The 13,563-nt window shown below is 62.5% G+C and carries 12 protein-coding genes; 3 read left to right on the top strand and 9 right to left on the bottom strand.

The window, feature by feature from the left end; genetic code table 11:
• Positions 1-20: 20 nt before the first annotated feature.
• The 6 genes from MSG32_RS09565 to MSG32_RS09540 all read right to left on the bottom strand — a co-directional run bounded on the left by MSG32_RS09565 (position 21) and on the right by MSG32_RS09540 (position 5,802).
• Positions 21-932: a DUF979 domain-containing protein gene (locus tag MSG32_RS09565; protein ID WP_043331855.1), complete on the bottom strand. Its 912-nt coding sequence runs from the start codon at positions 930-932 to the stop codon at positions 21-23.
• Positions 929-1,702 carry a DUF969 domain-containing protein gene (locus MSG32_RS09560; protein ID WP_248379271.1) on the bottom strand — a complete coding sequence of 258 codons (774 nt, stop codon included), beginning with the start codon at positions 1,700-1,702 and terminating at the stop codon, positions 929-931. The genes MSG32_RS09565 and MSG32_RS09560 overlap by 4 nt, the downstream gene beginning before the upstream one ends.
• Positions 1,703-2,070: 368 nt before the next feature.
• Positions 2,071-3,261: an MFS transporter gene (locus MSG32_RS09555; protein ID WP_248379270.1), complete on the bottom strand. Its 1,191-nt coding sequence runs from the start codon at positions 3,259-3,261 to the stop codon at positions 2,071-2,073.
• Positions 3,262-3,482: 221 nt separating this feature from the next.
• Entirely contained in the window at positions 3,483-4,097 is a 615-nt protein-coding gene (locus tag MSG32_RS09550; protein ID WP_248379269.1) for a hypothetical protein, read from the bottom strand.
• Between the two features lie 250 nt (positions 4,098-4,347).
• Entirely contained in the window at positions 4,348-4,962 is a 615-nt protein-coding gene (locus tag MSG32_RS09545; protein ID WP_153635291.1) for a CBS domain-containing protein, read from the bottom strand.
• Between the two features lie 339 nt (positions 4,963-5,301).
• A complete protein-coding gene (locus tag MSG32_RS09540) occupies positions 5,302-5,802 on the bottom strand; it encodes a hypothetical protein (RefSeq protein ID WP_153635292.1) in 501 nt (166 codons plus the stop codon).
• Positions 5,803-6,510: 708 nt separating this feature from the next.
• On the opposite strand from MSG32_RS09540, the gene MSG32_RS09535 reads away from it, so the two are divergent.
• The 3 genes from MSG32_RS09535 to MSG32_RS09525 all read left to right on the top strand — a co-directional run bounded on the left by MSG32_RS09535 (position 6,511) and on the right by MSG32_RS09525 (position 9,339).
• Entirely contained in the window at positions 6,511-7,713 is a 1,203-nt protein-coding gene (locus MSG32_RS09535) for a GGDEF domain-containing protein (protein WP_248379268.1), read from the top strand.
• Positions 7,714-7,800: 87 nt separating this feature from the next.
• The gene (locus tag MSG32_RS09530) at positions 7,801-8,436 is read left to right on the top strand and encodes a hypothetical protein (protein WP_248379267.1); all 636 of its coding nucleotides are present in this window, start codon (positions 7,801-7,803) and stop codon (positions 8,434-8,436) included.
• Between the two features lie 363 nt (positions 8,437-8,799).
• The gene (locus MSG32_RS09525) at positions 8,800-9,339 is read left to right on the top strand and encodes a glycine zipper 2TM domain-containing protein (protein WP_043331847.1); all 540 of its coding nucleotides are present in this window, start codon (positions 8,800-8,802) and stop codon (positions 9,337-9,339) included.
• 135 nt (positions 9,340-9,474) lie between these two features.
• On the opposite strand, the gene MSG32_RS09520 is transcribed toward MSG32_RS09525, so the two are convergent.
• Genes MSG32_RS09520 through MSG32_RS09510 form a run of 3 tightly spaced genes read right to left on the bottom strand, consistent with a single transcriptional unit; the run spans position 9,475 to position 13,318 of the window.
• Positions 9,475-10,173, bottom strand: a complete 699-nt coding sequence (locus MSG32_RS09520; RefSeq protein ID WP_248379266.1) for an ABC-type transport auxiliary lipoprotein family protein — start codon at positions 10,171-10,173, stop codon at positions 9,475-9,477.
• 11 nt (positions 10,174-10,184) lie between these two features.
• A complete protein-coding gene (gene pqiB, locus MSG32_RS09515) occupies positions 10,185-11,819 on the bottom strand; it encodes an intermembrane transport protein PqiB (protein WP_054554969.1) in 1,635 nt (544 codons plus the stop codon).
• On the bottom strand, positions 11,816-13,318 hold the full coding sequence (locus MSG32_RS09510) for a paraquat-inducible protein A (protein ID WP_082388102.1): 1,503 nt from the start codon (positions 13,316-13,318) through the stop codon (positions 11,816-11,818). The genes pqiB and MSG32_RS09510 overlap by 4 nt, the downstream gene beginning before the upstream one ends.
• Positions 13,319-13,563 lie beyond the last annotated feature (245 nt).

Raw genomic sequence — 13,563 nt, 5'->3', positions numbered from 1 at the left:
GCGCGGGTAAGAGTGGGAGATCAGAAGGCCAGCAGCAGCATCAGGCTGATGTTGGCGGCCAGCATGACCAGCGCAGGCAGTATCTGTGCGCGAATGATGTGGTAGCGGTCATCCAGTTCCAGCAGGGCGGCCGGCACGATGTTGAAGTTGGCGGCCATCGGCGTCATCAGCGTGCCGCAGTAGCCGGACAGCATGCCCAGCACGCCGACGATGGCCGGGTTGCCGCCATGCAGCGCGATGACCAGCGGATAGCCGATGCCGGAGGTGATGACCGCAAAGGCCGCGAAGCCGTTGCCCATCAGCATGGTGAACACGGCCATGCCGACGCAATAGGCAATCACGCAGGCGATCAAGCTGGTATCCGGCACCACGCTCGAGACCAGCCCGGCGATGGTCTGGCCGACGCCGGCCTGATCGAACAGCAGGCCAAGGGCGGCCAGGAATTGCGGCAGGATGGCGGCCCAGCCGATGGCATCGGCCAGACGGCGACCTTCCTGCATGCCGGTCGCCGGGCTCTCGCGCAGCAGCAGCAGTGCCACGGCAAAGGCCAGTACCGTCGCGACGCCAAGGCCGACCAGCGCACTCTGACCTGTCGTGAGGGTGTAAAGGAAGGTGCCGACCGGAATCACCAGCGCGGGGATGAACAGGCGCGACCCGAGACGCTTGCGGCGCGCCTGACGCGCCTCATCGCTCAACTGGCCGTAGTTGCCGAAGCCGAGCTGGCCGGTGGCGGCCAGCAGGGCCAGCGCGAGCATGGCAAGCCCGACCACGACATCGGGCAGCCACTGGCCAAATGCCAGGCTGATGCCGAAGATCATCCAGAAGGCACTGGTGCCGAGTCTGCGCGGATGATCACGATCGGTGAGCGTCAAGACGGCAAAGGCCATGATGGCGAAGCCGGTAATCAGGTAGAGAGCGTCGATACCGTTCATGAGTGGCTCTCCGTCGCAGAAGTGGTGAAGGTGTCCTTGCCCGGTGTCGCGTTGGTCTGGCCGGAGGGCTGGGGATATTCCTCGCGCAACAGCTGTTGTTCACGGCGAATGCGCGCGTCCAGCTGGCGGCAGAGCACGAAGACCACCACCAGTGACACCAGCGCGGAGGGAATGGCATACAGCGCCATGTCGGCCAGGCTGACGCTGGCGCCACTCTTGTCGAGCACGCTCTTGATCAGCAACAACCCGCCGGAAGCCACGAAGATCAGCTGGCTGAAGAAGTTGCCGAAGTTCTCGCTGACGGCATTCAGAACGCGGATGCGTTGGCTCAGGGCCTTGAAGCGTGGCGAGCTCAGCGCCTCTTCGGGGAGATCACGTTCGGCGGCACCGACTGACATCGGGGCGACCAGCGGTCGGATCATCGCCGGGTGGCCACCGAGCTGCAGGCCGAAGGCATTGGTCGCCTTGCGCAGCACCAGGTAGCTGAAGGAGATACGCCCGGCGCTGGCGGCCCGCAGTTTCTGGACCAGATGTTCGGCCTGATCACGCAGTCCATTGCGTTCGAGCAGCCCGATCACCGGCAGGGTGATGATGAACAGCGAGACGGCGCGGTTATCGGTAAAGGCCTGACCGAGCGCGGCGAGAATTTCAGTGGGTGACATGCCGGCCACCAGGCCGGAGGAGAAACCTGCCACCAGCACCACCAGCAGCGCATTGAGGCGCAGTGCCAGGCCGATGACGATGATGGCTACGCCGATCAATGACAGCATGAGGTGTCTCCCGAGCAGGGGGAGGACAATCGAATCCTTTCGAAGGACATGAGCATGTGCCTCTGGGTGTGAGATTGTTGTTATGAGGGTCTCGTTGCGAAGCAGGTCGAACATTGCCTGGCTATTCGAAACATTGCCGAGCAGTTCGAACATGGCAGTGCCGTTCGAACATGGCAGGGCGTAATGTTCGTTGCTTTACAACGAGAACTCAGAGGGTAGAGCGACACCAGAGGAATCCAAATGAGACATTCGGAATATATAAATTTCAACGACAAGTAGTATCGGCAAAATCTATCATTCAGGCATGAATGACAGATAATGTTGATGCCTTGGTGGGGCCTTGCCTCACCCCTTGAGGGGAGAAGATGTCAGCCATCGACCACTTCGGTGCTGCCATCCTCGCGCAGGCAGATACGGCGACGCCTGCCGACCTGGAAGCCAAGCATGGCGGCGCTCAGCAGGATCAGTGCGAACAGCGACGCGATCACGCGCAGGTCGGCCGTGATTTCCAGCAGAATGCCGACGGCGAGTGGCCCGAGGGCGGCCAGCATGTAGCCGGTGCCTTGTGCCAAGCCGGAGAGGGCGCCCGCCAGACGTGCATCGGAGGTGCGCAGCACCAGCAGCGTCAATGCCATCGAGAAGCTGCCCCCCTGGCCGAAACCGAGCAGCACGGCGAACAGCCAGCGCAGGGACAGCGGCCCGATCATCAGTCCCAGCAGGCCTATGGCGGTACAGGACAGCAGTAGCAGGATGGCGGGGCGCTGGTCGCGCCCCATGCGGCCGATCACGGGGGCCAGCAGGGCGGTGAGCACCTGTGCCATCACCGAGGCGGCCATCAGCCAGCCGGATTCGATATCGCTCAGGCCGCGTTGCTGGAGCAGGAAAGGCAGCCAGCCAAAGACGATATAGGCCAGGGAAGACTGGCAGCCCATGAAGAAGGTGACCTGGCGGGCCAGCGGCAGGTGCCACAGGCGGGGGGTGGCCTGCTGTTGGCTGGTCATCTTCTCTGGCCACGGGTGGGGCATGCTCAGGCGCCAGGCGGGAAGCGCGATCACCACAAGCAGCGCCCAGCAGGCCAATGAGGCTTGCCAGCTGTCAAGAAGATTGGCCAGTGGCACGCTGAGTCCCGCGGCCAGCGCCGCACCAAGACATAGCGCCATGGTGTAAACGCCGGTGAACAGGTCGGCTCGCTCAGGATGCTCACGCTTGACGATGGCGGGCAGCAGGGTGCCGGCGACGCCGATGCTGCCGCCACATAACAGGGTGCCGAGATAGAGCAGCAGTGCCATGTCGCTGGCCCGCAACCACAGGGCGATGCCGAGAGTGACCAGGGCAAGGCTGAGGGTGCGCTCTACCCCCAGGCGGCGGGCCAGGCGCGGGGCCAGTGGGGCGAACAGCCCCAGGCAGACGACGGGCAGTGTGGTGAGAAGGCCCGCTGCCAGCGTGCTCAGGCCCAGGTCCTGGGTGATGCGATCCAGCAGGGGCGCCAGGGATGACAGCGCCGGACGCAGGTTCAGTGCGACCAGAATCAGGATGAGCAGGAAAAGGGATGCTGGCATTCGGCGCATGAGGAAACCTGAACGAGAGGACAGGTCTGTGAGAATACCGGCATATGCTCAAGCTGTCTTGCCGCGAACCGTTCTTCCTCTAACCGGACCCTGGACAGCAGAACGCTCGGCAATTGCCGAGCGTTCTGTCTCAATGCGCTTTTCTCGATGGGTCTTTCTCAATGCATCTGTCTTGGCTCAATGTCCCCGTCGTGATGCGCCGCTCCTGTGCCTCAGTACTTGGGCTCAAGCTCCAGCTCGCGTGTAGGGCTGTCGATTCTGCGAGCTGCCGCGCGTTGACGCGTCGTGGCGCCGTCGGCATGCACGTCATGACCGCGTGGAGCGACATTGCGCCATGCGGGCGTCTTCTGCAGGCGCTCGGCATTGGCGCGTGCCGTATTGGAGATTGGCTGGCGACTCGCCTTGGCGCGAATCAGGGTCATGTCCTCGGTGCTCAGCAGCATGCCCTGGGGCGTGCGCTCCAGCACGAGGTGGCCGCGGAAGTGCCAGCAGCGCATGGGAGTATGCGCGACACGATAGCGATGGCCAGCCACCTCCAGCGAGATGGCTTCCTTCGGCTGGCAGCCAAGGGGATGCAGGGTCACTTCCTCCAGCAGCACCAGACGATTGAAGTCGTCCGGCTGAAGTACCTGATTGCCATCATGCATGCGCACCGGGAAGGCATGGTTGTCACGCTGCAGCTCACGCCGTTTGTGACTGACGCTGCCGTTGCCTTCCACGATGCCGGCACCACACACATGCACGAGCTCGCCATCAATCTGTTTGATGACGAGCACCTCGACGTGGCGCTGCTTGAAAAGATGATCACGCAGTGAGCGTAATGGCATGGCTGAAATCCTCATCTACACCATCCGTTGGCTGAGTATATCCGTCAGAGCCCGAGTCATCTCTCTGACCGACAGGCGCTTCCATGCTGCCTGCCAAGTGATATCTCGCACTGATAGCCACATCATACGCCGTTTGTGAGCATTTTTCCCGAATCAAGCACCAGTCTGGGGATAAATCATCTTGTCAGGACGCAGCTTCATGACGCCTCTGTCAGCCAGATGACTGAGGACACTGCCTACTCTTGTCGGGTCACTCGTACTTGCCCAGCACGGCCCGGCAGATATCAGCGAAATTTCGTGCTTCCGGCGGGTGCTCCAGATCGAGCCCCAACGCCTTGCCGACGCGGGAGGCGGCGACCAGACCGCGCACGCAGGGCTTGCCATCGTCGCCCTGCTCGGTCACCAGCAGGTGGGATTCGCCGCTCTGACGCAGCGTCTCGACCAGGTCCCCGACGCGGGCGCGCTTGAGCACGGCGAGAGGAATGCCCTGCAGCTCCGCGCGGGGTATCTGCACCATGTCGGTAGTGACTTCGTCGCGCTGAACATTGAAGCGGGTCATGGCGCGCATCACGACTCGGCCACCCTGCAGCTCACGCGAGGTCACCACGCCGGTGAAGGTGCCATCATGATCGTGGACCAGCAGCAGACGCACCCCCGCCTGTTTCATGGTCGCCAGTGCCTGACCGATGGAGGCGCTGCCCTGAATGCTGCGACCGGCGGTAACGGCAAAGTCCGTCACCAGCTCACTGGCCGGGCTATCCATGGTGATGTCGCCGATCGGCTGCAAAGGCAGACGAGCGGAAGTGACATGAGAGAGCGTTTCGACGTCGAGGGTATGGTAAGCCGACGGTGCAATGGCATTCATGGACTGACTCCTGTAATCAGATGACGAGCATGTTCTGCGTACTATGAGTCAGGCGAGGGCCAGGAGTTTCCTGCACGATGGGTAACCTCAGGTTGCTACTGTCGCAACAGTGACAGGAATTCCGGTCTATCAGGTCAATATTCGTCGCTATCTGTGCGAGTTGGGAAGTGGATAGATTCCATTTGGGAAACAAAGCCCCGGCAGGCCGGTACTGGCATGAGCCAGCAGTTTTCTTGCCCCTGACAGCATTGATGCCCACTGCACGAGGCGAGTGGGCATCATTGAGCCGATTCAGGGAGTCATCCCTTCATCAGGGGCTGGCGTTCACGCCTGGGCGCGTCACACCCACTCCTTGAGGTCGCCGCGTACGGCATCCAGGAAGGTGATGAAGTCCGTCTGGTCATCGGCGTCGCAACGGTCCACCTTGCAGGCCAGCTTCATCTTGGTGCCGGCGACGATTTCGTCATACACCTCGAGCGTGAGTTTCTCGACGCTGGCATCGGCGGGTTCCTGCTCACCCTCGAGCAGGCTGAACGTTGTCATCAGCGTGCCGCGAAGACGCGTGGTGCCGCCTTCCGCGACCACACGACGCACCTTGAGCCAGCCTTCGCGCACCATGATCTCACCCTGCGCATCGCGTTGCTTGTAGATGGTGCGATAGCATGCATTCTCGGAGACGCCCTTGGCGGCCATGCTTTCATAGGCCTTGATCATGCGCGTCGCCATGGTGCCAGCTTCGGCGATCTTGCGGCGGGCAGCACGATGTTCACGTTCCAGGCGGTCTTGCTTGGAGAAACGCTGCCACAGGTGGAAGTCGCGTGTCAGAGTGGTCGCGTCCATTACAGTCTCTCTTCTCTAAAAACGGCGGGGAAAAGTGGGTGACGGCTACTGCCATGTCCAGGCGCTGATGGTGTCACGAAGGCGGGCGATTGTCTGCCCGGTTCTTGCCTCAGACGTCGAGGATGGCCCGAGTGTCAGGTGGTCTAGGTCATGCAGGCTGGCGATGAGATGTCAGCATTGCCATGCTCAAGAGTACCATTGACTGGTCACGGTCTTTTTCCAGCCCGGTCATCATCACGACTGAATCTAGGGCTTAAATCTTCTCTGAACTACTCTGCAAGTCACCCACAAGGCCCACTTTGTGAGAATCTTCGACTGCTGATCCTCGAGATTGCTGATGCTTCACGCTCAGGCTCCTGCTACGTGAGCCATGCCGCTGTGATGGGATTGCCAGTCTCGCAGGGGAGGGCGCTTGGTACACGTGAGTCACATGCCTGACTGCGCTGCATGCCTTGAAGGATGCGCACTGGTTAGGGCTGTCACGTTTCATACAGCAGCGTGAGATAGAATAGGCAGGTAAAATCATCAGGTAGCGCGCAGCGGAGGCACAGGGGAAGTGCCGTAAATGAGGAAGGAATCATGGCGAAATCAGATCGCCGTCGCAAAGCGGGAAGTCGGCAGGGTGTCTTGCGCACGGTAAACATGAAGTGGCGGTGGCCAGCTCCAGCGGGGCTGGCTGAGCGGCACCTCGTGCTTTATCAGTTGTTCATGTGGATCTATATCAGTGCGCTCGGCTGCCAGCTGGGCTACTTCGCTCTGCTGGGCCTGCAGCCTTATCCGCAGCCGGTGGTGATCAATGTCATCGGCGTCCTGCTCAACGTCTTGGCCATCATGTTCCACCGCAAGGGGTACATGAATTCCGCGTTGCTGTTGCTGGTGGTGCCGATGTCGGCCAAGGCGGCATGGTGGGAATATCAGTTCGGCGCCGAGGGTGGCTTCGAGTATTTCCATATCGTCGCCATCTTCTTCATCTGTATCGCGTCCTTGTCACGCATTCAACGGCTATTGTTCAGTGGTGTCCTGCTGCTGTTCTATATCGGCGCCCAATATCTCACCAGCCCGGTCTATATCGTCTCCTACGAGTTCATGTCGCTGGCCAGTGTCGTCAACCTGGTGATTTCCGTCACCTTCATCGCGGTGGTGGCGGTGCAGATCGGGTGGGAGGCTGAGCAGCGTGAGAAGCGCTACCGTCGAGACTTGCGCCATGATCAGTTGACGGGGGCGCTGTCTCGTTTTGCCTTGCTGGAAGAGGGGCCGCGTCTGCTGAGTCGTGGTGGCCTGGGCGTGCTGATGATCGATGTCGATCACTTCAAGGCCATCAACGATACGCAAGGGCATGCGATTGGCGATGAGGTGCTGATAGAGCTGACGCAACGACTGCGTCATCACCTGCGCGGCAGTGACCAGTTGTGCCGTCAGGGGGGGGAAGAGTTCGTGGCCCTGTGCCCGACGGAGGACAGAGAAGGGCTCCAGCACGCAGCCGAACGCTTGCTGCTCTCGATCAACAGTCGTGCCTTCACGCTGAGCAACGGCCAGCTGCTGCGGGTCACCATCAGTATCGGGGTGGCCCAGGGCGGACCGGCCGCTTGCGCGGAATCACTGCTGCCGGACCTTCTGCAGCGTGCCGATCAGGCCATGTACCGTGCCAAGCGCGAAGGGCGCAATCGGGTAGTCACCGTCTGGGATACGCCCGATCACGGCGCAGCCAGTCTCGATCAGATCGAGCCGTCTGATCACGACCACCGCCCCGATCACGGCCACAGCCACGACAGCCTGGCCATGCCAGGCATGCCGCCACTGGACACTCCGGGCGGTGGATCAGGCGAAGCGGCCTCGACCCCCAGTCGCTCTGATGTCAGTCACCATGACGATGTGCAGACCGCCGATGAGGTCTATCAGTGGAAGCGCTGACGCAAGGATGATGGCTTTGCCATTTCACCTCATTGGGCGTGATATCCGTGCGTGATCCACGCTCTCACCAAGCGGAGAGACAAGTTGATGATGGATTCCTGTGGCAGCGTTTCACGCCAGATGTCGCGCCGGCTCTTGCGGGGACTGCTGGTGGCGACGCTGGTCAGTGGTATGCCGCTTGCGGCGGTTCAGGCGGAGGAGTCGCCGAATGCAGCGGCGTCTTCGAGTGACGGGCAGGCGCCTCGGGCGCAAGTGATTGCCGACCCGGCGACACCCTCTCTGCCGCCTGCCGCCAAGGCCAACAACAGCATCTTTCGCTGTGTGCAGGCGGGGGTGCCCACCTGGCAGCAGCAGCCTTGCCAGCAGGGTGATACCCCCGTCACGCTGGATGATTCGTTGACGGTGGTGCCCGCCGCTGACGTGATAGAAGAGACTTCAGGCGAAGACCCGACCGCACAGCGCCTGGCGCGTGAGAAGGAGCGTGCCCTGGCCGCACGTGAAGAGAGTCAGCGCCAGTACCGAATTCGTTCAGCGCTGGATGATGGCTATCTGGTGCAGGGCATGAGTGAGGCACAGGCCATCTCGTTGCTGGGCAAGCCCAGTGATATCAGTGAGACGATTGCCGATGACACGTCCTGCCGTCTATTGAACTGGTGGGAAGATGTCCGCGTGCAGTTCTGCAACGATGAAGCCGTGTCCATCACGGCCAATCAGCTGGACTGAGTGACTTGCGGTCAGCGCCATCAAGACAAGGGCCGGTGCGAGCTGAGGCGCTCGCACCGGCCCTGTTCGTCCTGCCCGACTCGCACAGCCCGCGCCAGGGCGATGAGCGGGGTTCTCTGGCCGCAAGTCTGATTGCCAAGAAATTGCTAATATAAGGCATGATCTAGCGTAGAACCCGGCTTTTCCATGTCCGATGTTGCGAAATGGCGACGACCGGGTGGTGAAGTTGCCACATTACCGAGTTTATCGAACAGTGTTAGATTACTCTCCGAACGCAGCGGCAAGCCCCTCAAGTGTCATCCAGGGGCATGGCTGACTGGCCGACAAGCCAGGCTGCAACACTATTCGGTGAGGAGAACACGCATGAACAAGTCCATCCTGATTGGCGCGATCGTTGCTGCACTGGGCATTGGCGGTGGAGTGGCGATCGGCAGCTATACGGCCAGCAACTCAGGCCCTGAATATGCCGATATCGTGGCGGTGGATGCCGTGACGGAAACCGTGACCACCCCGCGCGAGGTCTGTCACAACGAGACCGTGACGCATCAGGCGCCCAGCAAGGACACCCACAATGTCGTCGGCACGGCCGTCGGCGCGATCGTCGGCGGTGTGGTGGGCAATCAGTTTGGCGGCGGCAATGGCAAGAAGGTGCTGACAGCTGCGGGTGCCGTGGGTGGCGGTTATGCCGGCAACCAGATCCAGGGCCAGATGAAGAAAGGCGACACCTACACCACGACCGAACAGCGCTGCGAAACGGTGCAGGACGCGTCAGACAAGGTGGTCGGCTACGACGTCAAGGTCGACATGGGTGACGAGACCCGCACCGTGCGTCTCGAGGACAAGCCGGATGTGAAGCGCTTCGAGATCCGTGACGGCGAGCTGGTACTGCCCCAGCAAGGCTGAGGCCAGCTAGTCGCCAGACAAGAAGACCCCCGACGGATTCCGTCGGGGGTCTTCTGGTTTCTGGACATCCAGCTTTCTCGACATCCAGCTTTTTGGGCATCCAGTCCCGCCCTGTTCTGTCAGACCGTCAGGTCATCAGCTGGCATCCGCTGTGGTCGGCAATGACTTGGCGATCTCACGTGCCAACTGCTCGCCGGTCACACGCCAGCCTTCGCCCAGGCTATTGACCAGCGCCGGATAGCCGTCATCCGTCAGGGGAGTCAGCGTCTGGATGTCGCCTTCCTCCAGCACGCTGCCATCCACGCCGCGCAGGCGCCAGCGACCGGTGATGACGGACTGGCCATCGTGGCGGCCGATGAAGCGATCCAGGCTTACGCTCAGGCGTGCGCCCTTGAGGCCGCTCAGGCTGGTATCTGCGATACGGTACTGGCTCAGCGGCTGGGCGGGGCTGGCCTTGAGCTGCGTCAGCAGCTGGCGGGTCAGCATGTCCTGCAGGTCATCGGCCCACAGGTTCTGGCTGGCCTGTACCAGCGTGATGTCGTCCGTCTGATAGACCAGACTGCCGCCCTCCAGGTAGCTGGCCAGTTGCACCGGCATCACTTCCAGCAGGGGCGCATCGGCGGCAACGCTGCGCTGGGCGGCGCCAGCCTGTGACGTTTGCGGCAGCAGGTAGGCGCCACCGGTGGCGGCGGTCGTGCAGCCCGCCAGTGTGCCGAGCATCAGCAAGCCTGCCAGCAGGCCGCCGAAGCGGCCCTTGTGCGACGTGGAAGTGCGCGGTGAGGCAGGCGTGCTGCACGCTTGCGGCATGGCGGCTGTGCGGGTCGAGAGACTCATGGCTGTCGTCATCATTGGGCCCTTGGAATCGGATCGCGAGTGGTCGGCTTGTCGAAGATCAGGCTGGAGGGGTTCTTCTCCAGCGTGTCGAGCAGCGGTTCCGCCTTCTTGAGCACGCGGTCCAGTCGTTCGAGATCGCCTTCCAGCTTGCGGTAGGCGGAAGAATCCGGTGTCAGGCCATCCAGGGTGCGATTGAGGTTGTCGATGCTGGTGCTGATATCGCCCGGCAGTTTCTGTACCGCCTCGGAACCCAGCAGGCTATCGACATGACCGGCCGTCTTGTCGAGGCGCTTGACCAGACTCTCGGAGGCCGACAGCGTTTTGTTCAGGTTGCTCAGGACCGGCTCGACATCGAGCGCATTGAGCTTGTCGAGCAGGGCATTGAGCTTGGCTTCCATCTGCGCCAGGCCCCCCGAGACGCTCGGCATGACCTCGATATCATCGAAGGTATCGGCCTTGTAGGGCGGCGGGTTGTCATAGAAGTCGAGATCGACGAACAGGGCGCCGGTCAGCAGGTTGCCGGATTTCAGCGTCGCGCGCATGCCGCGCTTGAAGAGGCGCTCGAGGCGCTTCTTCCACTGGGCCACGCCTTCATCATCCACTTGCCCCTCGAGGCGTTCGGGCTCGATGCGAATCAGCACCGGAATCTCGAAGCTCGACAGCGTCCGCACGCGCTGGTGGGTCAGGCGATAGGGCACGCTGACCACGGTACCGAGACGGACGCCGCGGAATTCCACCGGCGCGCCGCGCGACAGGCCACGCACGGTATCGTCGACCATGATCACGTAGTCGATGGCCTGGTGGAAGCTGCCTTCACGGGCCTCTTCCTGGTCGGAATACAGCGTGAATGAGGTGTTCTCGACCACCGGACGACCACGCGGCAGGTCTTCGGGAATGCCGAAGGCCACCCCTCCGCTCAGTACGCTTTCCAGTGACCCGACATCGACCTGCAGGCCCTGGGAATCCAGGCGCAGGCTGACCCCGCTGGTGGACCAGAAGCGCGTGGTGGAGGTCACCAGTTCATGGTAAGGCGAGTCGATATACAGGGTGTAGTGCATTTCCTTCTCGCTGGGGCGGAACTCGCTGGATTCCACGCGCCCGACCACGAAGCCTTCGTAGGTGACGGGGTCGCCGTCGGAGAGCACGCTGCCATCGTTGCTGGTGAGGTCGATGCGCAGCCCCTTGGCATCCTGCGTCGTCACCGGCGGTTGCTCCAGCGCCACGAAGTGATCCTCCTCATCGCGACTGTCGCCGGGCTGAAGCTGGATATAGGCCCCCGACAGCACGGTGTTGAGCCCACTGATGCCCTCACGACCGATGCGCGGCTTCACGACCCAGAGCCGCGAGTCGGCATTGAGCATGCGCTCGCTGTCCTTGGACATGCGCGCAGTGACGATGGTCTTGTCGAGATTGTCCGACAGACGCACGGATTCGACCTTGCCGACCTCGACGTTACGGGTCTTGATCAGGGTCTTGCCCGCCTCGATACCTTCCGCCGTCTCCATTTCGATCGTGATCAGCGGGCCACGGCTGGCGTAGTTGTGCCACACCATCCAGGCGCCGATCAGCAGGGCCACGATCGGGACTATCCAGATCGGCGAAAGGCGGCGTCGACTTTCACGACGTGCGCGAGAATCATCACTCATAAGTCATCCTGTGAGGCGGCAGCGGAAGGGGGATTGCGGGAAGCATTCGGGGTCGTGAATGGCGTCGTGAACGGAGGCGTTGCCTGCGAGGACGAAGCAAGAGACGCGGAGCCCGTCAGCGGCGTCAGCGGCAGATCACCGAACAGCGTGTTCGCCATCATCGTCTTCTCCGTCTCGGTGTCCCAGACAAGGCGTGGGTCGAAGCTCAACGCCGACAGCATCGTCAGCACCACCACGCAGGCAAAGGACAGCGCCGCGGGCCCCGGGTGGACCGACATCAGCGCGCCCAGCTGGATCAACGCGGCCAGCAGCGCCACCACGAAGACATCGACCATCGACCAGCGCCCGACATATTCGGTGATGCGGTAAAGGGTCACCCGCGCTCGCGCATGTTGCACCTCGGGGCGCTGGGCGCTGATGCACAGCCAGGCGATGGCGATCATCTTCGAGGCCGGCACCAGGATGCTGGCGATGAAGATGACCATCGCGATGGGCCAGTCACCATGTGACCAGAGCACCACGATGCCACCGGCAATCGTCTGCGGGTCATTCTCCCCGAGACTGACCGTGGTCATGATCGGGAAGAGGTTGGCGGGGATGTACAGAATCGCCGCCGCGATCAGCCACGCCCAGGTGCGCTGCAGGCTCTGCGTCTTGCGCTGATGGACAGGGTCGCCACAGCGGCGGCAGTGGGTGTGCGCTTCCCGTTCGCCGCAGGCGTTGATAAGGCCGCAGCTATGGCAACTGGCCAGTCCCTGCAAGGCGGCGCCGATGCCCGGCAACGTCCCGCTGGGGGCAGCTGGCTCGCCCGCCAGCGCGAACCACATGCGATCCCCATCGATGCTGGCCAGCGTCTTGGTCATCAGCAGGGCGAAGGCGCAGAACGCCCAGAAGGAAGGGCCGAAGCTGATATCGGCCATGCCGGCGATCTTGACCAGGCTCACCATCACGCCGACCAGAAACACATCCGCCATCATCCACGGGCGCAGGTGGCTCAGGGTGCGCGCAATGCCGCGAATGCCCGGCAAGGGCAGTTTCAGCCCGATGGCCGCATGGGTGTAGATGACGCCCAGCAGGTAGAGCGCCGGCAGCATCACGATGGTCAGGATCAGCAGCACGGCCAGGGAAGGATAGGACTCGGCCGTCAGGGCGGCTGGCGTATCGATCAGGCTGAGGCTCGCCGAGATGCCACTGGTGGCAAAGGCGATGAACTCGAAGGGCAGCGTCAGCACCAGCATCACCAGGCACGCCATCGCCAGTGCCAGGGTGCGTTGCACGGCATGGGCGTGGCGCTGGGCGAACAGATGATCGCAGCGCGGGCAGCGGGCGCGCTCGCCGGCCTTGAGCGCCGGCAGGGCCACGACGAGATCGCAGCACTCGCAGGCACGCATCCGCCGCCGTGACACGCCTGACGTGACAGGCGCGAACACCTGCGGCGGATCACGGGTTTCAAAGGTACGCCGGGTGTAGCGGCGCAGGGCAGCAAGGGGACGAGGCATGTCGCTCCAGCGGGATCGGGTGGTGTATCGCCGTGCCGCGCGTGTTCGGGGCATGCGCAGAGGCGTTGTCAGTCGCGGCTTGACCACGCCTGTGGTTGCGCTCTTGGGGAAGCGCTCTCGGGGATGCGCCGTCAGTGGCCTGGCCCCATGCACACGCGGACCTGCGAAGGTATGGGAGCTGTAGGAGCACCAGGCCTGCGCAGGCAAACAGTGTTCGATAGTAGCATGATGCCGCAAAAGGCTGA

The organism is Cobetia sp. 1CM21F, from assembly GCF_023161745.1.
GTDB classification, from domain to species: Bacteria; Pseudomonadota; Gammaproteobacteria; order Pseudomonadales; family Halomonadaceae; genus Cobetia; species Cobetia amphilecti.
This window is presented reverse-complemented; position numbering and strand designations above follow the sequence as displayed.

What these genes read in the sequence shown, in the direction of transcription:
- MSG32_RS09565 (WP_043331855.1), bottom strand. Translation starts at nt 932, where the DNA reads ATGAACGGTATCGACGCTCTCTACCTGATTACCGGCTTCGCCATCATG.
- MSG32_RS09560 (WP_248379271.1), bottom strand. Translation starts at nt 1,702, where the DNA reads ATGCTGTCATTGATCGGCGTAGCCATCATCGTCATCGGCCTGGCACTG.
- MSG32_RS09555 (WP_248379270.1), bottom strand. Translation starts at nt 3,261, where the DNA reads ATGCCAGCATCCCTTTTCCTGCTCATCCTGATTCTGGTCGCACTGAAC.
- MSG32_RS09550 (WP_248379269.1), bottom strand. Translation starts at nt 4,097, where the DNA reads ATGCCATTACGCTCACTGCGTGATCATCTTTTCAAGCAGCGCCACGTC.
- MSG32_RS09545 (WP_153635291.1), bottom strand. Translation starts at nt 4,962, where the DNA reads ATGAATGCCATTGCACCGTCGGCTTACCATACCCTCGACGTCGAAACG.
- MSG32_RS09540 (WP_153635292.1), bottom strand. Translation starts at nt 5,802, where the DNA reads ATGGACGCGACCACTCTGACACGCGACTTCCACCTGTGGCAGCGTTTC.
- MSG32_RS09535 (WP_248379268.1), top strand. Translation starts at nt 6,511, where the DNA reads ATGTGGATCTATATCAGTGCGCTCGGCTGCCAGCTGGGCTACTTCGCT.
- MSG32_RS09530 (WP_248379267.1), top strand. Translation starts at nt 7,801, where the DNA reads ATGATGGATTCCTGTGGCAGCGTTTCACGCCAGATGTCGCGCCGGCTC.
- MSG32_RS09525 (WP_043331847.1), top strand. Translation starts at nt 8,800, where the DNA reads ATGAACAAGTCCATCCTGATTGGCGCGATCGTTGCTGCACTGGGCATT.
- MSG32_RS09520 (WP_248379266.1), bottom strand. Translation starts at nt 10,173, where the DNA reads ATGAGTCTCTCGACCCGCACAGCCGCCATGCCGCAAGCGTGCAGCACG.
- pqiB (WP_054554969.1), bottom strand. Translation starts at nt 11,819, where the DNA reads ATGAGTGATGATTCTCGCGCACGTCGTGAAAGTCGACGCCGCCTTTCG.
- MSG32_RS09510 (WP_082388102.1), bottom strand. Translation starts at nt 13,318, where the DNA reads ATGCCTCGTCCCCTTGCTGCCCTGCGCCGCTACACCCGGCGTACCTTT.